The sequence below is a fragment of the Paenibacillus sp. FSL R5-192 genome (assembly GCF_000517845.1).
GTDB lineage: Bacteria > Bacillota > Bacilli > Paenibacillales > Paenibacillaceae > Paenibacillus > Paenibacillus amylolyticus.
This window is the reverse complement of sequence record NZ_ASPR01000003.1, coordinates 87,994-107,111: the sequence shown is the minus strand read 5'-3', so window position 1 is coordinate 107,111 and position 19,118 is coordinate 87,994. Positions and strand designations below refer to the sequence as shown.

Genomic DNA, 19,118 nt, shown 5'->3' with positions numbered 1-19,118 from the left:
ACCAGTGATACTATTGTTATACACTCTGGAAATATATTCAATATTTTAGTTAGAGCAATTTTAGCAAAATTATTTTAGGAGATGTACTAATGAAAGCAAGGGTAATCCGTTATTATCGTTTTGGCGAACCAAGTGAAGTATTATGTATGGAAGAAAAAGATGTGATACCCCCTGGCCCCGGTGAATTAGCAGTGAGGATGTATGCTCGACCTATTAATCCCTCCGATATTATTCCTGTTCGAGGAGCTTACCCGCATCGTACCCGATTACCAGCTGTTCCCGGGTTTGAGGGTGTGGGGGTGGTAGAAGCAGTAGGGCCGGGAGTTTCCAATCAAATGTTGGGTCGCCGTGTCTTGCCACTAAAAGGCGAGAATACTTGGCAGGACGTCGTGAAGACTTTGGAGCGACATACAATCATTGTGCCGAATGATATCGATGATCACTCAGCAAGTCAGCTCTATATTAATCCGGTTACGGCTTGGTTGATCTGTACAGAGGTGCTTAAGCTTACGTATGGTGATACCCTGATTGTGAATGCAGGGGGATCTGCAATCGGGCGAATCTTTGCACAGATCTCAAAAATCTATGGATTTAAATTGATTGCGCTTACGAGAGATGATCGTCATACTGCTGAACTGTATCGTCTTGGAGCAGTATCTGTTATCAATACAACGAAAGAGTTGCTCCAGGCTAGGATCACGGAATTAACAGAGGGGTGCGGTGCTGATGCAGCCGTGGATTGTATTGGAGGGACAGATGGGGAACAGTTGGTGAGTTGCCTTAAGCCAAATGGAACGGTCATCAGTGTAGGACTGCTTTCGGGGATCACACCGTTATGGCATGAAGTTACCCGGGGAACACAAGTTCATGTGAAACTTTTCTGGTTAAAACATTGGGTGGAACGCTGTACGCAAGAACGCTGGGAACAGGTATTTCATGAGGTAATGGAGTTGGTCAGAGCAGGGAGGCTTGTCATGACAAACATTGGGGCGACGTATGAACTAACGAATGTACAACAGGCTATTGCAGCGGCTGAATCGGGTATCGAGGGGAAGGTTCTCTTAATACAGTAGTACATAAGACTTGGAAAAACTCAACATAAAGGATGCGTAGTTAATAACTAATTCATATTGGGGGCCTTGTTGTGAAGATTAAAGATATGATGTTTACTGCGATTATGGCAGCTGTTATTGCAGTACTTGGACTGTTACCTCCGATTCCACTACCATTTATACCTGTGCCAATTACAGTCCAAACGCTGGGCGTGATGCTGGCAGGCAGTATCCTTGGTGCTCGATTGGGAGGGGTAAGTCTCTTGCTCTTTGTTGTTCTGATCGGTTTAGGAGCTCCATTGTTGTCCGGTGGCAGAGGGGGCTTGGGTGTTCTGGTTGGACCTACAGGCGGGTATGTTCTTAGTTATCCGATTGCTGCTTTTGTGATTGGGTTGTTAGTTCAACGTACATCCGTTGCAGGCATTAAATTTTGGAACTTTCTACTGAGCAACATCGTGGGCGGAATCCTTGTTGTGTATGCAGTGGGTATTCCATTCCTGTCCTTTATAACGGATGTACCAATTACACAGGCTATCATAGGCAACCTTGTTTTCATTCCAGGTGACCTGCTCAAAGCAGTGCTTGCTTCACTTATTGCTGTTAGAATTCTCAAGGTAAGTCCTACAATGATCCAGGATACGAAAAGGCAAACTCCGGGGGTCTAACATTATGATATTCAGAGACTGCACATTCTTAAGCACTTCTATACAAGTAAATCGCGCCAAGTGATGGAGGTACTACAGTGATTCATTTTTCCAATGTAACGTTTGGTTATGCAAACCGAGCAACAATGTTAAACGATATTAACCTTCATATTCGTTCTGGTGAATATGTGGCGTTTGCTGGAAGGAATGGAGCAGGGAAATCCACCATAGCTAGGTTAATGAACGGGTTACTCCTTCCAACCACAGGCCAAGTAACTTTTAATGATTATGTGACATCCAATGAAGATGATTTAAGTATCATTCGTCAGAGAATTGGAATGATCTTTCAAAATCCAGAGAATCAAATTGTGGCATCTACAGTGTTTGAAGATATCGCCTTCGGCCTGCAAAACGTTTGTGTCCCTACTGAAGATATCGAGCGTCATGTAACAGAGGCATTGAGCCAAGTGGGGATGCTGGATTATTATAATTCTGATGTATATTCGTTATCAGGAGGGCAAAAACAGCGTATCGCTATTGCGGGAGTTCTCGCTATGGGACCAGAAGTTATTGTTTTTGATGAATCTACCTCAATGCTCGACCCGGAAGGCAAAGATCAGATTGCATTGCTGATGGGAGAGTTGCATAAACAAGGAATTACGATTGTAACAATTACGCATGACTTAGAGGAGATTGCAGCATCTTCGAGGGTTATTGTACTTGATCAGGGTGACATTTGTTATGATGGATCGCCCGAGGCCTTGTTTCAGGGCGAATACTGGCGTTTTCCCGGGATAACGGCTCCTTTTATTGTCGAGGCAAGAGAGGCACTGAACCGGAAGGGGCTACACTCTTCTTCGGCACTCACTCTGGAAGATTTGGTGGATGATTTATGCAAATTACACTAAAAGAAGTGGACTTCTCGTATCATGTTGGAACACCACTGGAGAACAACGTATTGAGCAACATTACACTCACCATGGGCGATAATCGCATTTTTGCTGTTGTGGGAAAAACGGGATCTGGCAAGTCAACTTTTGTACAGCTGCTCAATGGGCTTCTGCAACCTACAAATGGAACAGTTGATATAGGGGATTTTCGAATGACAACCGATCGAAAGAAAACGTACGTTCTCTACGATAAAGTGGGTATTGTATTCCAATTTCCGGAGCATCAATTATTCGAGGATACGGTAATAAAAGACATATCCTTTGGTCCCAAGAACTTGGGCTGGTCAGCTGAAAAAGTTCGTAGTACATGCTTGGATGCATTACACATGGTAGGTCTGGACGAATCTTTCTGCAATAGATCACCGTTTGAATTAAGTGGCGGAGAGAAGCGGAGAGTGGCAATTGCAAGTGTGTTAGCGATGAACCCGGAGGTGCTTATTCTCGACGAGCCAACCGTAGGGTTGGATTCGGAAGGGAAAGAGCAGCTGATGGAACTCTTTTGTTCCTGGCAGCAGGAACAGGGGAGTACGATCATTATGGTGACGCACGATATGGAGACTGTTGCCGAGTACGCCGAAGAAGTGATTATATTTGAACGTGGTCAAGTGCAAAGACATACGACTCCTCTCCAATTGTTCACTGAATATCAAGTTGAGTTGAAAGATATGGGATTAAAGCTGCCTAAAGCGCTCCAGCTCGTGGAAGCCATAAATGTAAAATTGAACGTTGAATTGCAGCTGGAGTCGGTAAAGAAAGAATGGATTTTGTCATATATTGCTGATTTTTTTCAGAGGAAGGAATTGTAGTTATGTCCTTATCTCAATCCTTTATCATTGGTCAGTATGTCCACAGAAACTCCATCATTCACCGGCTTGATCCAAGAGCTAAACTCGTCATCGCGTTCCTGTTCATGTTGTCTGTCATGCTGTTGAACTCATGGCTTTCATACGTATTGTCTGCGGTGTTTGTGGTGTGTGTAGTCACTATATCGCAAATACCACCCTCCTATATTGTTAGAGGATTGAAACCTGTTTGGCTAATAGTCATTGTCACATCTGTGTTTCACATTTTTCTGACACAAGGGGGGCAGTTATGGCTTGAAGCGGGAGTGTTTTCGATCTACGAGGAGGGTGTCATTAAAGCAGGTAATATAGCCATTCGCATCATTCTTCTTCTCGTCATGGCTTCATTGTTGACACTTACGACAAAGCTGGGTGATCTCGCACAGGCTATTGAAGATCTGTTGAAGCCTGCCAAGCGGTTGGGTGTTCCTACACAGGAATTTGCGTTGATGATCTCGTGGACGATCCGCTTTATTCCAATCCTTTTGAATGAAACCGACAACGTGATGAAGGCACAGCGAGCAAGAGGTGTTCGTTTTAATTCCGGTAATATCGTTCGTCGTCTGCAAAGTTTTATCCCAATTGTAGTCCCTATCCTTCTGTTAGCATTCCAGAAAGCCGAAAGCGCTTCACTGGCCGTTGAGGCACGCGGATATAGCCCTGGCATGAATCGAACGCAACTGAGAACGTTAGCTTTCAAAAAGCTCGACTATCAAGTGCTGATCATATCCATTTTTTGTTTCGCACTTTTGTTGGCATTACGAAAGTGAGGTAAGCTATGAGGATTTACCCGACAAATCTACATGAATATCACAAACTCATTTCAGTATCTAAAGGTGATCAGCCTGCGACAATGTGGTTTAGACAGGCATCTTACTTGAACGTATACACAGGGGAAGTTGAACAAGCGAATATCTATCTGTCCGGAAGTCGTATTGCCTACGTTGGAGCCAAGGAACTACCCACTTCAGACCAGACCCAGGTCGTTGAATTGGAGAAAGGTCATGTTGTTGTTCCAGGATATATTGAACCTCATGCACACCCATGTCAAATGTACAATCCTTATACATGGGGAGAAGCTCTGTTACAGAAGGGTACGGTCTTGTCCATTAATGATAATCTGTCTTTGTTAACGTTTCTAGGAACTGAAGCTTTGTCATTCATTGAGAAGCTGGAGGAGACAAGTCACCATATGTTCCTATGGTGGTGTAACATTGACCGTCCTGATCGAGCTGATCCAATGACTATGGACAAGTGGCTACAACATAACCTTGTGATACAGAGCGGGGAACTGACCGAATGGCCCAAACTGCTGGCGAACGACGAAGTATTGGTAGAGCAACTTTATCTAACGAAGGCTCATCATGGGATGAGGGCGGAAGGACATTTGCCGGGCGTATCTTATGAAAAAATAAGTACTATGGCTGCAGCGGGCATCTCAGCTGACCACGAAGCTCTCCATGCCGAAGATGTACTTAGACGATTAAAAGCGGGGCTATACGCCTCTCTTCGATACTCATCTATTCGTCCTGATTTGCCACACCTCCTTAAAGGGATGAAAGGTGATTCCCGGTTCAATATGAACCGAATGATGCTTACCAGCGATGGCCCGTCACCAAATTATGTGGAGAGGACGAGCTGTGCCAGCATGATCAAGATCTGTATGGAGACGGGAATATCTGTAGCGGATGCCTATCGTCTTGCTACCTTAAATCCGGCAGTATATTACGGTCTGGATGAAGACTTAGGCGGGATTGCACCAGGCAGACTGGCTTGTTTGAACGTCTTAACCTCCATAAATGAACCTGATCCACTGCATGTCCTGCAACGAGGTGATTGGGTGGTCCAAAATCAAAGGCGAGTAGTAGAGCCAGATGAAGCAGAGATACACACTTGGTTGCGCTCCACTTTTCGGTCTCGTCGAACGATCGGTAACCTGAGGCTGGACCAGATGGAAACTCGAACCGACATCGGTATTGAATTGGTGAACGATGTCATCACCCAATCGTACCATTTTGATCCCCGAGCGGAATTGGAAACGGATGAGAACTGGATGACATTACTGGATGTTAACGGAAGTTGGGTGATTAACACCCGAATCAAAGGTTTAGCGTGTGGGATCAAGGCATTAGCAAGTACTTACAACGCTTCGAACGATACACTTTTACTTGGGCGATCTCTGTCTGTCATGCGCGAAGCATCTCAGGAGTTGGAAGTTCGCGGGGAAGGAATATTAGTATATTTCGTGGATGGGGAGCAACTGTACATTCCTCTTCCTCTCAGTGGAGCTATGAGCTTGGAGAGCGTGGCATCAATCGGCGCTAGTGTGGATCATTTCAATGAGAAAATGCGTGTCCACGGTTACCGATTTGGTGATCCTCTGTATTCTCTTTTATTTCTGACAGCTTCACATTTGCCGCATATTCGTGTATCGGACAAAGGGTTGTATCTGGTTAAAACAGGTGAGATAGTGCTCCCGGCTACCCCCTTAGTTAATACAGTAAGGAAGGTGAAATGATGTTACTGGCTGATGCGATACGCATGCATGCTTCCCAGAATCCTGAGAAAACTGCCATCTTTGATGATGCCCGGCAGATTTCGTACGCCGAGCTATACCATGGAATAAAGCTGGCAGCAAATACAATTCTGGCTACTGAGGAAGATTTCGAAGCCGATGAACTTCCTCTTGTCGGCCTGCTGATGAACAATAGTGCCGTGATGATCGAATACTTTCTTGCAGCCACCAAATTTGGAATGTGTGCTGCTGTATTTGATCCCAAGTGGAGCGATGCAAATCTGACGGAGGTTATTAATGAATGTGAACCTCGCTTGCTTGTCATAGATGTGGAGTTCAAAGCCAGAATACCTCATATTCCATCGTCAACAAGGGTGATTACTGTGGATACAGGTGAACCTCGTTCTCTCAGAAGGGAAGAAGCCGAACCACAGCGATCCTCAACTGAAGATAGCCTGTTCTACATGGGATATACCTCCGGGACGACCGGACGACCGAAAGGCTATCTCCGTTCTCAGCGTTCATGGATCGAGAGCTTTGCATATGCGCGTGAAACATTCGTGCATGATGCAGGAGACCATGTATTGGCGCCGGGTTCTTTGGTCTATTCACTTACGTTATATGCGTGCATTCAAACTTTGTATATTGGCGGGACATTCCATCTAACAAGCAAATTCCGAGCGGAATACGTATTGGAGACGTTAGCAACACATGCGGTTACACATCTTTATCTTGTACCTACGATGTTTGAAGCACTCTACAAAGCGTTCATGGCTTCTGATTCAGTTATTGCGCTGCCATCTGTCAGATCTCTCATTACGTCAGGTGATAAATGGTCGCCAGAATCCAAACGGAAGGTGACAGAGGTATTTGAAAATGCAGGTTTGTATGAATTTTATGGTGCCTCCGAGCTAAGCTTTGTCACAGTACTTGATCCGGAAGGAAATCGGTATAAACCTGATTCAATCGGTAAACCGTTTGCCGGTGTGCAGGTATCCATTCGTGAAGCGGATAGTACGGAAGTAACCGAAGGCGCAGTAGGACAATTGTTTGTGAAGAGCCCGATGATCTTTGCCGGATATTATGGTTCCGAGGAAGAAACCAGCCAAGTTGTACATGGTGAATGGGCAACTGTGGGAGACCTTGCAACACGAGATTCCGAAGGCTATTTATATCTGGTTGGTCGAAAGAAAAACATGATTATTAGCGGAGGGCTTAATATATATCCGGAGGAAATCGAGAAGCTGTTGTTAACATTGGAAGGCATTGAGGAGGTCATCGTTGTAGGTGTACCCGATGTATACTGGGGCCAAAAGGTGACTGCACTTATCAAGCTCAGAATGGGTAGCGAGGTTAGTGATGATGAGATTGTATCATTGTGCCGTCGTGAGCTTGCTACCTACAAGTGTCCAAAGGAAATTATACGGGTGGATGCCTTCCCCTATACAACGAGTGGAAAGATTTCGCGAACAAAACTGAACGAGTTACTGAAAATAAAGATATGAACAATATGTTGATTCCTGTTATTCTTTCCGCGAAGCGAACTGCAATCGGCAAATACGGGGGGATGTTTAAGGAGACACCGCCGGAGATACTGGCTGCAGAAGTCATTCAGGCCATTTTAAGCGAAATTCCCATCCCTCCCGGTGACATTGATGATGTTCTATTGGGGAATGCAGTAGGCGGGGGAGGTAACATCGCCAGGTTATCCGCGTTACAAGCCAAACTCCCAGTAGAGGTCCCTGGCGTGACGATTGATCGTCAATGCGGATCTGGTCTTGAAGCAATTCATTTAGCAGCGAGGCTGATTCAATCAGGTGCCGGGGAAGTGTATCTGGCTGGTGGTGTCGAAAGCACAAGTCGTGCACCCTGGAGATTGGAGAAACCCTTGTCTCTGTACGGGAGTGTAGTACCTCAAGTAATCACTCGCACACGATTCTCTCCGGAATGGATCGGAGATCCGGATATGGGGAAGGCGGCTAACAACGTTGCTAAGAAGTACGGTGTGACTCGAATGGACCAGGACGAATATGCGCTTTCCAGTCATAGGAAAGCCATTGCTTCAATACAAAGCGGGCGTTTCGACAACGAAATCGTTCCATTGTCTATCCCGGAGGGTAAGCAACTTAGAATCATTCATACAGACGAATGTCCTCGGGCGAATACAACACTTACGAAGCTTGCAGCATTGCCATCTGTTTTCGAACAGGATGGTACAGTGACGGCTGGTAATGCATGTCCATTGAATGATGGAGCCGCTATCGTTTTAATCATGTCAATGGGAAAAGCATTATCGTTAGGACTTACACCACTAATGAAATTTATCGACAGTGTGGCAGTGGGCGTTGACCCGAACTACTTGGGTATCGGTCCGGTTCCTGCCGTTACCAAGTTGCTCAGCCGAAATCGTTTGGCAATGGAAAACATTGATCTTGTGGAATTCAATGAAGCGTTCGCTTCACAAGTTCTGGCCTCTTTAAGACAACTGCATATTCCAACTCACATTGTTAATGTGGGGGGCGGGGCACTGGCGCTTGGACACCCGTTCGGTGCATCGGGAGCCATCCTGGTTACACGCCTATTCAACGAGATGAGGCATATAAAGGGGGCTCGGGGAATCACAACACTGGGTATTGGTGGCGGGATCGGGCTTGCATCATTGTGGGAGAAGTGCGAATAGGAGGAAACAGCCGTTGTTGTTAGAGGGACAGGTAGCAGTCATTACGGGTTCCAGCCGCGGAATTGGGCGTGCAACCGCAATACGTATGGCACAAGAAGGAGCCAAGATAGTTGTCAACGGTGTACAAGAAGGTGGGGTATGGGACGTTGTTCAGTTGATTCGGAATCAGGGAGGGACCGCTATTGGGGTCGTTGAATCCGTCGCAAGCATGGCCGGTGGTGAACGCATCATATCGGAGGGTCTTCGCGAATTCGGCAAAGTTGATATCCTGGTGAACAACGCCGGAGTTGTTCACGATAAGATGGCCCATAAAATGAGTGAAACCGAGTGGGATCTTGTATTGAATTCGCATCTTAAGGGAGCCTTTGCTTGTATCCGGTCTGCTCTGCCGGGCATGAGGGAACGAAGGGAAGGCAGCATTATTAATATGATCTCCGTGGCGGGCTTGACCGGAATGATCGGACAATTAAATTATAGTGCTGCCAAAGCCGGATTGATAGGCATGACGTGGACACTTTCGCTGGAACTTGAATCTTATGGTATTAATGTGAATGCAGTTTCTCCCGCAGCGCGTACTGACATGACAATGCCCTATATCGAACGGGCGAAGCAGACTGCTGAAATGAAAGGTGAGTCGTTTCCCGAGTACTGGAAAGTAGGTTCAACGGAAGATGTGGCCGAATTGATGCTTTCCTTATGTCTGCCGCGTTGCCGTAAGGTTACCGGTCAGATCTTCTCTGTTAATGGTGGAAAGATCGGTGTGTGGTCCCCTCCAGAGCACCGTATAGTTGCCACCCAATCCAGTAGGGAGAACGGTTGGGAAGCAGGCGAACTCTTTGAGCAAGTGTTGTCAGCCTACGTGAAAGTGTAGAACTATTTCCGAAATATACGAATTGATGGAGGAAATTTCGTTGAAGAAAAAACGCATTTTTATTGGGATGATGGCCGGGATGGGGAGAGTGAATCGTTGTCTTCCCATAGCACTAAAGTTACGAGAGATGGGACATGAGGTGGCGTTCACAATCTGGGGAAATGCCGGGGTCGCGATGGAACAGATGGGTTTTACCTATATTCCGATTCCAGTTATTCCTGCTCCCAAGGGACAGGTTTTCCACCCAAACTTCAAGGATATGAATCACTTTTTGTCCATGATGGGGTACTCGGACCCTGTTTACATGCGAAATGAGCTTGAAGCTCGTCTGCGGGTAACCATCGGTTTTAAACCGGACCTTGTTATTTCCGATTCGAGTGTCCCCGCAGCGTTCATTGCCTGTAAGCTGGACATTCCTCTCGTTTCTATGAATCAGTCCAGCACACTTCCAGGTGGTCTTCCTTTTACAACGAATTATGGATTATATGGAGACATACCAGATGTCACGAATGTGTTGAACGGAGCGTTGGTTGAGTATGGTCTGCCTGAAACGGACAACCTTCTCACATTTCTGGCGGGTAATCTTGCCCTTCTTCCGAGCATACCGGATTTTGATCCGGTACAGATCGGGAAGCTGCCCGTTCCAATTGAATATATCGGTCCCGTGGTATGGAGAGATACAAATGAGACAGGAATGCCTGCGAACTGGTTGAAGAAATCAGACAACGACAGGAGGCCACGTGTATTTGTGTACACAAGTCGTCTCGTGGAATGGGGTGTGGAGAGTGGTGGTCATATTTTCAGGGAAGCCGTTAGAGCACTCGGTAACACTTCGACGGAGCTTTTGATTGCTACTGGTTTTAATCCATTGGAAGGGGACAGCGTGGAAGTTCCCCCTAATGTACACTTCACCTCATATGTATCGGGAGTTATGGCAGCCGAGCATAGCGATGTCATGATTCACCATGGCGGACATGGAAGTTGCATGACGACGATCTTAACAGGCACGCCGTCGTTGGTCATTCCGACCTGGGCAGAACGTGAGTTTAACGCCAAGCAGTTACAGGACGTTGGCGGTGGCAGAGTAATGTCCCCAGATGAGGTTACGGGATCCGCTCTAGCTGAGACCGTTAACGCGATGATGACTAATGGAGACATGGATAAGGCTGTGGCGCTGAAGGAAAACGTCTGTACTTCGCAGTACGGAGGAGCCGGGCGTGCAGCTGAACTCATTCGTCGGTTGTTGTAAAGAGGGGGCAAGGTTCTATTGAAAAGTCTTTTGGTTGTCCTGAGAAGTCCGGCCTTACTTTTATTATCCGTATGTATTTTTTTTATTGGTTTGGGATACGGATTAACGCTACCATTCATGCCATTATTCGGAGTAGAACGGGCTGGAATGAGCCCCTTATCATTAGGGATCTTTATGGCGTGTGGATCGTTAAGCGGCATTATCATTAGTACGCTGTTTAGTCGATTGTCCGATAAAAAGCCTGTGCGCAAGTGGATCATTGTTGGATCATGTGTATCTGCTTCTGTAGGCTATGTATTCTATGCAAATACGGACAGTTACATTGTGTTAATGCTGGTTTCCTGTACTTTCATGGCCTTGTCTTTCTCGGCCTTTCCGCAATTATTTGCTCTTGCGAGAGAAGTAGTCGAGAGGGAGGCGAGTGAAGATGTCACCGTTGTTATGGCTGTATTGCGAGCTCTGGTGTCTCTGGCCTGGATTCTTGGTCCTGTAATGGCGTCTTTTATAATCTACCAGTTCTCGTACACAGGCCTGTTTCTGGTTGTTTCGTTGATGTACATGCTCGTTGCCGTATTTGTACTGATGATTCGAGCAGACGAGAGTCGGGAACCGGGGGGCGGAACGGAATTATCATCTGACTCAGTACGTAGCTTCAAGCGCCTGCTGATGGCACCGCAGATTGTATTTTCATTACTTGCTTTCATGGCATTTGAGTTGGCTAATACGATGGGGGGCATTGTAACTCCCTTATATGTTACGCAAGAGTTGCAAGGCGGGAAGTTGGACGTTGGCATGATCTCGGGAGTTAACGCAGCCTTGCAGGTTCCCACCATGATCATTTTGGGAATATTGGCCAAAAGGTTTGGTAGTATCACAGTTATGAAATGCGCGGGATTGTTTGGAGTCGCCTATTTTTCACTATTTTGGTTTACCCAATCGGGATGGCAGATCATTGCTATCCAGATATTCAGTGCCATTTTTATCGCGATTGTACTTGGAGTTGGAATGACTTTTTTTCAGGATTTGGTTCCTAAAATGACAGGTACGGCCACAACGTTGTACAACAATGCAAACATCATTGGTTCCATGGGTGGTGGATTACTAGCCGGAGCAGTCGGAAATTATTTTGGTTTTAAAATAGTGATTGCCTGTTCGGCAGCACTTGCCTTCCTGGGATTTGTACTATTATTGGTGCCAAACGCAAATAAAAAGGTAGTCCGGCATGTGGGAGGAGATACGTATGAAAGCTAGTGTAATTATTCTATCGCATAATCAGAAAGAAGTGATTCAGGCCTGTTTGTCTTCCTTATCGAGACAGCGTTTGTGTGAAGGCGATCAATACGAAGTTGTAGTTATCGATAACGGGTCTATAGACGGCACGGGCGAGATGATCGGCAGGCTTACGTATGATTTTCCTATACGATATAATTACATTCCTTCTACGGAGCAATCAAGTCGGGCAGCGGCACGAAACAAGGGGATTACTATCTCGAATGGAGATGTGATCGTGTTCCTTGACGGAGATCAACTCGCCGGACCGGACTTTATCTATGAGCATTTGAGAGTGCACAAGCTAGCCGAGGGGAAACTTGTCATAGGGTTTCGAAGATATTTGGGTGAAGAGAGCATCGATATAACGTCGTTAAATTCGGGATGGGTGCATGCTGCTATTACATCATCAGAAGCAGATGAACGATTTCAGCTCATGGAACGTTTTTCGGAAAATGGAAGCGTATTCCGTACAGCGTGGCATCTGTCTTTCAGCTGCAATTTCTCGGTAACAAGAGAAGTACTGATCCGATCGGGTATGTTTGACGAAGGGTTCAAGGGATGGGGGTTGGAAGACAGTGAGCTTGGCTATCGTCTGCAACAGGCTGGAGGAACGTTCGTATTGAACAAAAAAGCGTTAACCTTCCATATCTTTCACCCTTCCGAGTTTGATGAGAATCGTTATGATGGTTGGAAAACGAATCTAGATTATTTCCTCGAATGTCATCCGATGTTTGAAGTACAGGCGCAAAACATCTTAAAGGAATTTTTTGACCCAGAGATTAGAAAATCATGGTGGGATTGTTATATTCGCTTTGAGAAGGTTGTAAGAGCACATCAGGGTTACGAGGGGGATCGATTACCTGTCAGCATTATTGTTGTCTATGCCGAGGGCCCAGAACTGATCCAGACCATTTCGGCAGAAGCTGCCCATAGAGAAGTGTTGGTTATAGATAAGACACCATCATCGGACCTGGATATCTTGTGCCAATATATTAACGAGAAATTTGATGTTTTGTATTACAAGCATCCTTCGGAAGATCAGTTAGTTGACTTGTACCATCAGTATGCAGTCAGGGGAATTGTGAAACATGAAATTTTCAAGTGATCATGGATCAGCTGTTCTGGCCCCAAATGATGACATTTTATACGGGAGGTTGACATGAATTTTGAATTGACAGAGCAACAGAAGCAGATTCAATCCGCCGCACGCCATTTTGTGGACGAGCTACTGATTCCGTTGGAACCTGATTTATTGCGTAACGAGCGTGAGGGAAGACCCGGAATCGAACTTAGACAGATTAGAGAGCTTCAACAAAAGGCGAAAACACAGGGCCTATGGGGTATTGAGACACCAGAAGAGTATGGGGGAGCAAATCTTGGGACGGTCACTAGTGCACTCCTGAAAATGGAGCTAGGACGCACATGTATTCCGTTTGTCTTCGGGGGGGAAGCGGACAATATTCTGTACCTTTGCAACAGCAAGGCACAACAGAACAAGTATTTGCTTCCCGTTATTGCGGGCGAGAGACAGTCCTGTTTTGCAATAACGGAGCGTTCGGCAGGTTCCGATGCAAGTCGAATTCAGATGAGTGCTGAGCGTGTAGCGGATGGTTGGGTACTCAATGGAGAGAAAGTATTTATCACAAACGGAAACGAGGCGGATTTTGCAATTGTTTTTGCAGTGACTGATGTCCAGGCAGAGCCGGGCAAAGGGATCACTTGCTTTCTGGTGGATCGGGACATGGGGTGGACGTCAGAGCCGATTCCTACGATGGGTGGGGATAAAAGCCCTTCTGTACTTACGTTTAACCAAGTGTTCGTGCCAAACGGAAATGTGCTTGGTGAAGAGGGGCAGGGGTTAACAACAGCGATGCAGTGGATCAGTCGAGGGCGCTGGGTGATTCCTGCTATTGCTGTAGGTGCGTCTGGCAGGCTGATCCATATGGCCATTGACTACGTTAAAGAACGATCGACATTTGGAGAGCAGTTGGCAAGTCGGCAGAGCATCCAATGGATGATTGCCGACTCTGCGGTTGAGCTGGAGGCTCTGAAATGGCTGGTATTATATACTGCTTGGAGGGTGGATCAGGGGCTGGATGCAAGACATCATGCAACGATGTCCAAGTTGTACGGTGCAGGTAGAGCAAACGATATTGTGGATCGGGTCCTTCAGATTTTTGGTGGAATCGGATATTCGAAGGACTTGCCGATCGAGCGTTGGTATCGGGAAATGCGAGTATGGAGAATCTTCGAGGGCACAGACGAGATTCAACGCATGATTATTTCCCGCAATCTGCTTAAGGGTCATGTCCGAATTGGAGAGTGGGATTAACGGGCCGTGTAACGAACGGATCCTTCATAGGCTAGCAAGTTAGAAGGAACACCCGCTCGATGTTCAATATAGACTGTGATACTGCATGCCAGATGGGAGAGGTTATCCGTGTTGATGACACTCACGAGGACACGGACGACGTCCCCTTCCATCACGGGTGAGCGAAATCGGTATTTTATATCGCATAGAATCCAGTTATCCAACCCCAGCATTTGTAGTCGGTTTCCAATCATGCCACCGATAAGCATACCTTGTGCAATTCGGCGAGGTGCACCTGCTTCATGTGCTTTGAGAACATCCAGATGAATTGGGTTGTTATCGTTCGATGCAGCTGCATAGGCGATGAGCATAGCACTGGTTATGGTTCCAAGACAAGCGTCGAACAGGAGTTCACCAGATGAGAGACGGTGTTTCCCATCCCATTGATAATAAATCTCCGAGGGATATTGCGGATACACAGGCTCGAGTTCGGAGTACGAAGGCTGCAACGCTGGAGAGTCTAGAAGTATTAATGTGGTGTTAGCAACGAGTACGGGTTGTTTCATGACGTTCGTAACCTTCATTGTACAATCAAGGAGCTGGATCTTCCCCAAAGATCCAGTTGTTTCGCGTACGTTTGCAAGTTCAATCCTGTAAAATAAAGCTGCATCATACTTCAATTTACGTTCGTATGTAAACGATTGTTGTCCATGGATCATAATTTTCCCAGGAAGCTCCATCCAGGGTAAGTGTGTCTGTTGCCACCATATCATCGGAAAGGTGAGAGGAATGGATCTTGCGTCGGGACGAAATTCTTCTGGAAAGCCTTGTGTGAACTGAACAATCTGATCTGTGGTAATAACCATTTTCTTGGGAGGAGTAGGTACTCCGATCCACGATTGGTAATCCATAACTTGCATCTCTCCTTTGACTGACCATGTCTTGTATTATATCGAAGGCAGTTAGAATCATAAATGTTTTATCACATAAATTACTTTTTCGAAAATAAAGGTACACAAAAGATACATAATGAACTAAAATGAACTTATATGAACATTATCAAACTCAATTACAACTAATTTAAATGACGAAAGGAATGGATTAATAATGGAAAATCGTTATGCTGCACATCCCAATGAAGTGAAAACATATGATACATCTCGCCTGCGTGAGGAATTTTTGATGGAGCAACTGTTTGCAACTGATGAATTGGTAACGGTGTATTCTCATGTGGATCGTTATATTGTGGGAACGGCTGTACCTGAGAGCAAGGACATTACCCTTGAAGTGAACCTGAAAGATATCGGAACGAACTTTTTCCTGGAGCGTCGTGAAATCGGTATCATTAATGTCGGTGGTCACGGAACAGTGACAGCGGACGGACAAGGTTATGAGATTGGAGCGAAGGAATGTCTCTACATCGGTAGAGGTGTGAAGGAAGTTGTGTTCACAAGCAGTGACAAGGCTCAACCTGCCCAATTCTATTTTGTATCCACACCGGCTCATCACACCTATCCAACAGTAAAAGCAACACAAGAACAAGCTCAGCCAAATCATCTGGGCAGCATCGAAACTTCCAATGAGCGTACGATCTATCGTTACATTCACCAAGGAGAAGGCGGAATTCAGAGTTGTCAGTTGGTGATGGGCATTACCGAACTCAACAAGGGTAACATGTGGAACACGATGCCTGCACATACCCATAACCGCCGTTCCGAAGTATACTTGTACTGGAACTTGCCTGAAGACGGTGTTGTATTCCATATGATGGGTGAGCCAAACGAAACACGTCATCTGGTTGTACGTGATCGCCAGGCGATCATTTCCCCAAGCTGGTCCATTCACAGTGGTGTGGGTACAAGCAATTACACCTTCTGTTGGGCGATGGCTGGTGAGAACCAGACGTTCGAAGATATGGACGGCGTAGCGATGAAAGACCTGAAATAATAAATTACAGATGTCTGAGTTAAATTGACAGGGTAGACACTAGAACACTCATTCATTTAACTCAGGTAGTATAGGAAGTTGATTATGATGAATCCATTGAAAAGACATGAAAAAATTATGGAGGCTCTGCTGGAACGCCAGGAAGTAACCGTCAGTGATCTGAGTGAGTTGTTGCAGGTGACGGGGAAGACTGTGCGAGAGGATCTCGACAAGTTGGAGAGTATGGGACTGCTCGTACGTGTCCATGGTGGTGCTATGCTGGCTCAGAATGACCAGTATGGCATCTTGAATAGCCGCGGAGTTACCGAGAAGCATCATTCGGAGAAGACGGAGATTGCTGAACGTGCCCTTGCTTACATTCGACCTGGAGATATCGTTGCTCTCGATGGTGGCAGCACTACGCTGGAGATGGCCAAACGTCTCGATAATCAACCGCTGACGGTGGTGACCAATGACCTGTTCATTATTGCGGAGTTGACCAAAAAGGAGCAAGTGCGACTGGTTGTGCCTGGCGGGGCTCGTGTACGGAATATGCTGGTTGGGGATGATACGGCTGCGTTTATATCCAGTCTTAACATTCATAAAGCCTTTATATCCACCACAGCCCTTCATCCGGAATTTGGATTATCCATATACACGGGAGATCTGGTTCCTTTGAAAAAAGCAATGATATCTGCCTCGCAGCAAGTATACGGCGTTGTGGATCATTATAAATTCGGACAATTTGCACTGCGAACTTTCGCCCAGTGTTCGGAACTGGACTACATTATCAGCGATAGTCGTTTGGATGAAGAGACGGCTGCCTTATACGAGCAGAGCGGTGTCACAGTGGATTATCAAAGTTAACCTCATTCATCATTCATGGGATTAAAGAACGGACGGCTCTAAGGATTGCATATCAAAACCATGCGGAGGAATCATTCATGAACCCATTTGATTTAAGCGGACAAGTTGCACTGGTGACAGGTACCTCGGGAGGACTTGGACAAGGGATGGCCATCGGTTTGGCAGAAGCAGGTGCTGATGTGGTGCTGGTCTCTTATTCCAAACCTGCAGAAACGGCAAGTGCCATTGAAGCCCTTGGGCGCAAAGCTTATGTGATTGAAGCAGATTTAAGTCGTGAAGATGAGTTGTCAGCTGTGTTCGAAAAGGCGCTTGCGTTCCAGGGCAGAATTGACATTCTCGTCAACAATGCCGGAATCATTCGTCGCACACCTGCGGCTGATCATGCAGGGCAGGACTGGCACGATGTAATTGGTCTGAACCTGAACACTGTATTTTTCCTGAGCCAATTGGCTGGCAGACATATGATTGAACGCGGAAGCGGCAAAATCATTAATATTGCTTCCATGTTGTCCTATCAAGGTGGGATCAACGTGCCAGGATATACAGCCAGTAAACATGGCGTTGCCGGTTTAACCAAAGCACTCGCCAATGAATGGGCAGGTAAAGGAATTCAGATTAACGGTATCGCACCTGGTTATATGGAAACCGATAATACTACTCAGATCCGTGCGGACGAGAATCGTTACCGGGATATTACAGCCCGTATTCCTGCGGGGCGTTGGGGAACACCTGAAGATCTGAAAGGCCCGGTTGTCTTCCTGGCATCTGCCGCTTCGGATTATCTGAATGGTCATGTGCTGAATGTCGATGGCGGCTGGATGGCACGTTAATCGTTTGATAATCGGATTAGCATAAGGAGGCAGTGAGATGAAACTTGGTATTCTGGCGCATACATTTGGCAAACAGCCTACAGCACAGCTTGCGCAGACGATTGCGGATAACGGATTTAATTCCGTACAGCTTGCGCTGGCCAAAGCATTATCAGATGTGGACTCATCGAATGGCAAGCTGAGCCCAGGGCTAGCGAATGAGATCGGAGATCAATTTGCACAGCGCGGGGTGAAGATTGCAGTACTGGGCTGTTATATTAATCCGATAGACCCTGATCCGATAAGACGACGTGCGGACATTGATCGATTCAAGGAGCATCTGCGTTTTGCCCGGGATTTTGGTTGCAGCATGGTAGCAACGGAGACCGGGGGCTTGGACACCTATCAGGATACACATCCGGATGGATATGAAGAGAAGGCGTGGAGTGTGCTGAAAGAAACGGTTGAGGAGTTGGCTGAGGAAGCGGAGAAATGGGGCGTGCATGCGGCGATTGAGCCTGTGTCCACACATACCCTTCATACCCATGAACATATGACCCGTTTGTTTGAAGAGATTCCTTCATCTAATCTGGGGATGCTGTTCGACCCGTGTAATCTGATCAAGCAACCACATGCTGCAGATCAAGGGGCTTTCTTGCGCGAGGTGATGGAATCGCTGTACCAGCGCATGATTGTGATCCATGCCAAAGATGTAGCCTTTGATGCACAGGGAGAGAAGTTCAATCCGGTACCTGGGGCAGGAATACTGGATTACCCGTTATTTTTTGAATTGCTAAAAACGTATAAGCCACATATCGATATTTCACTTGAAGGCGTAACTGCAGAGGAAGCTGTACCTGCGGCCAAACATTTGCGTGAAGTATGGAGTGCAGTTCGGGTCTAACCAAACCCAGGATGAGGTATTGCATACCGAAGCCAAAATAGTTGAAAAACCTTTGCGAGGGCAAAGGTTTTTTTGGTACAGAAATCGATAATGTACATATTTAATATTTCTTATCGGAACAATCGGAAATAAGTCTTTTCAAATGCGACATCTTGTGAGAGAATATGGAAAACATACGCCACCATGTGAAGACATCAGGAACGTAAAGAACGTATATATCGAGGGA

The 19,118-nt window shown here is 46.3% G+C and carries 18 protein-coding genes; 17 read left to right on the top strand and 1 reads right to left on the bottom strand.

The window, feature by feature from the left end; translation table 11 throughout:
• Positions 1–89: 89 nt before the first annotated feature.
• The 13 genes from C161_RS02315 to C161_RS02255 all read left to right on the top strand — a co-directional run bounded on the left by C161_RS02315 (position 90) and on the right by C161_RS02255 (position 14,407).
• On the top strand, positions 90–1,073 hold the full coding sequence (locus C161_RS02315; RefSeq protein ID WP_036668057.1) for a zinc-dependent alcohol dehydrogenase family protein: 984 nt from the start codon (positions 90–92) through the stop codon (positions 1,071–1,073).
• A 71-nt stretch (positions 1,074–1,144) separates the two neighbouring features.
• Positions 1,145–1,717 (top strand): biotin transporter BioY, encoded by a 573-nt coding sequence (locus tag C161_RS02310; RefSeq protein WP_036668056.1) that lies wholly within the window; start codon positions 1,145–1,147, stop codon positions 1,715–1,717.
• Between the two features lie 77 nt (positions 1,718–1,794).
• Positions 1,795–2,604, top strand: a complete 810-nt coding sequence (locus C161_RS02305; protein WP_036668055.1) for an energy-coupling factor transporter ATPase — start codon at positions 1,795–1,797, stop codon at positions 2,602–2,604.
• On the top strand, positions 2,589–3,452 hold the full coding sequence (locus C161_RS02300) for an energy-coupling factor transporter ATPase (RefSeq protein ID WP_036668054.1): 864 nt from the start codon (positions 2,589–2,591) through the stop codon (positions 3,450–3,452). Before C161_RS02305 ends, C161_RS02300 begins: the two co-directional genes overlap by 16 nt.
• A 2-nt stretch (positions 3,453–3,454) precedes the next feature.
• A complete protein-coding gene (locus tag C161_RS02295; RefSeq protein WP_036668053.1) occupies positions 3,455–4,258 on the top strand; it encodes an energy-coupling factor transporter transmembrane component T family protein in 804 nt (267 codons plus the stop codon).
• 83 nt (positions 4,259–4,341) lie between these two features.
• Positions 4,342–6,006, top strand: a complete 1,665-nt coding sequence (locus C161_RS02290; RefSeq protein WP_162163187.1) for an adenine deaminase C-terminal domain-containing protein — start codon at positions 4,342–4,344, stop codon at positions 6,004–6,006.
• A complete protein-coding gene (locus C161_RS02285; RefSeq protein ID WP_084650007.1) occupies positions 6,003–7,508 on the top strand; it encodes an AMP-binding protein in 1,506 nt (501 codons plus the stop codon). The genes C161_RS02290 and C161_RS02285 overlap by 4 nt, the downstream gene beginning before the upstream one ends.
• Complete coding sequence (locus C161_RS02280) at positions 7,505–8,683, top strand: thiolase family protein (protein ID WP_327196758.1); 1,179 nt, start codon at positions 7,505–7,507, stop codon at positions 8,681–8,683. Before C161_RS02285 ends, C161_RS02280 begins: the two co-directional genes overlap by 4 nt.
• Before the next feature lie 13 nt (positions 8,684–8,696).
• Positions 8,697–9,554, top strand: coding sequence for an SDR family NAD(P)-dependent oxidoreductase (locus tag C161_RS02275; RefSeq protein ID WP_051449543.1), 858 nt, complete (start codon positions 8,697–8,699; stop codon positions 9,552–9,554).
• 40 nt (positions 9,555–9,594) lie between these two features.
• Positions 9,595–10,803, top strand: coding sequence for a glycosyltransferase (locus tag C161_RS02270; RefSeq protein WP_036668050.1), 1,209 nt, complete (start codon positions 9,595–9,597; stop codon positions 10,801–10,803).
• 18 nt (positions 10,804–10,821) lie between these two features.
• Positions 10,822–12,054: a sugar efflux transporter gene (locus tag C161_RS02265; RefSeq protein WP_036668049.1), complete on the top strand. Its 1,233-nt coding sequence runs from the start codon at positions 10,822–10,824 to the stop codon at positions 12,052–12,054.
• A complete protein-coding gene (locus C161_RS31315; RefSeq protein ID WP_051449542.1) occupies positions 12,044–13,180 on the top strand; it encodes a glycosyltransferase family 2 protein in 1,137 nt (378 codons plus the stop codon). Before C161_RS02265 ends, C161_RS31315 begins: the two co-directional genes overlap by 11 nt.
• A gap of 54 nt (positions 13,181–13,234) precedes the next feature.
• Positions 13,235–14,407, top strand: a complete 1,173-nt coding sequence (locus C161_RS02255) for an acyl-CoA dehydrogenase family protein (protein WP_036668047.1) — start codon at positions 13,235–13,237, stop codon at positions 14,405–14,407.
• On the opposite strand, the gene C161_RS02250 is transcribed toward C161_RS02255, so the two are convergent.
• Positions 14,404–15,297 carry a MaoC family dehydratase gene (locus tag C161_RS02250; RefSeq protein WP_036668045.1) on the bottom strand — a complete coding sequence of 298 codons (894 nt, stop codon included), beginning with the start codon at positions 15,295–15,297 and terminating at the stop codon, positions 14,404–14,406. The two genes, C161_RS02255 and C161_RS02250, sit on opposite strands and share 4 nt — an antisense overlap.
• 196 nt (positions 15,298–15,493) lie before the next feature.
• On the opposite strand from C161_RS02250, the gene kduI reads away from it, so the two are divergent.
• From kduI to C161_RS02230, 4 genes are all read left to right on the top strand, one after another.
• On the top strand, positions 15,494–16,333 hold the full coding sequence (kduI, locus tag C161_RS02245; protein ID WP_036668043.1) for a 5-dehydro-4-deoxy-D-glucuronate isomerase: 840 nt from the start codon (positions 15,494–15,496) through the stop codon (positions 16,331–16,333).
• 87 nt (positions 16,334–16,420) lie between these two features.
• Entirely contained in the window at positions 16,421–17,179 is a 759-nt protein-coding gene (locus C161_RS02240; protein WP_026081467.1) for a DeoR/GlpR family DNA-binding transcription regulator, read from the top strand.
• 77 nt (positions 17,180–17,256) lie between these two features.
• Positions 17,257–18,009, top strand: coding sequence for a 2-dehydro-3-deoxy-D-gluconate 5-dehydrogenase KduD (gene kduD, locus C161_RS02235; protein WP_036668040.1), 753 nt, complete (start codon positions 17,257–17,259; stop codon positions 18,007–18,009).
• A gap of 37 nt (positions 18,010–18,046) precedes the next feature.
• The gene (locus C161_RS02230; protein ID WP_036668037.1) at positions 18,047–18,892 is read left to right on the top strand and encodes a sugar phosphate isomerase/epimerase family protein; all 846 of its coding nucleotides are present in this window, start codon (positions 18,047–18,049) and stop codon (positions 18,890–18,892) included.
• Positions 18,893–19,118 lie beyond the last annotated feature (226 nt).

Coding starts and splice junctions, on each gene's coding strand:
- C161_RS02250 (WP_036668045.1), bottom strand. CDS start 15,297: ATGGATTACCAATCGTGGATCGGAGTACCTACTCCTCCCAAGAAAATG.
- C161_RS02300 (WP_036668054.1), top strand. CDS start 2,589: ATGCAAATTACACTAAAAGAAGTGGACTTCTCGTATCATGTTGGAACA.
- C161_RS02240 (WP_026081467.1), top strand. CDS start 16,421: ATGAATCCATTGAAAAGACATGAAAAAATTATGGAGGCTCTGCTGGAA.
- C161_RS02295 (WP_036668053.1), top strand. CDS start 3,455: ATGTCCTTATCTCAATCCTTTATCATTGGTCAGTATGTCCACAGAAAC.
- C161_RS02285 (WP_084650007.1), top strand. CDS start 6,003: ATGATGTTACTGGCTGATGCGATACGCATGCATGCTTCCCAGAATCCT.
- C161_RS31315 (WP_051449542.1), top strand. CDS start 12,044: ATGAAAGCTAGTGTAATTATTCTATCGCATAATCAGAAAGAAGTGATT.
- C161_RS02290 (WP_162163187.1), top strand. CDS start 4,342: ATGTGGTTTAGACAGGCATCTTACTTGAACGTATACACAGGGGAAGTT.
- C161_RS02315 (WP_036668057.1), top strand. CDS start 90: ATGAAAGCAAGGGTAATCCGTTATTATCGTTTTGGCGAACCAAGTGAA.
- kduI (WP_036668043.1), top strand. CDS start 15,494: ATGGAAAATCGTTATGCTGCACATCCCAATGAAGTGAAAACATATGAT.
- C161_RS02230 (WP_036668037.1), top strand. CDS start 18,047: ATGAAACTTGGTATTCTGGCGCATACATTTGGCAAACAGCCTACAGCA.
- kduD (WP_036668040.1), top strand. CDS start 17,257: ATGAACCCATTTGATTTAAGCGGACAAGTTGCACTGGTGACAGGTACC.
- C161_RS02255 (WP_036668047.1), top strand. CDS start 13,235: ATGAATTTTGAATTGACAGAGCAACAGAAGCAGATTCAATCCGCCGCA.
- C161_RS02280 (WP_327196758.1), top strand. CDS start 7,505: ATGAACAATATGTTGATTCCTGTTATTCTTTCCGCGAAGCGAACTGCA.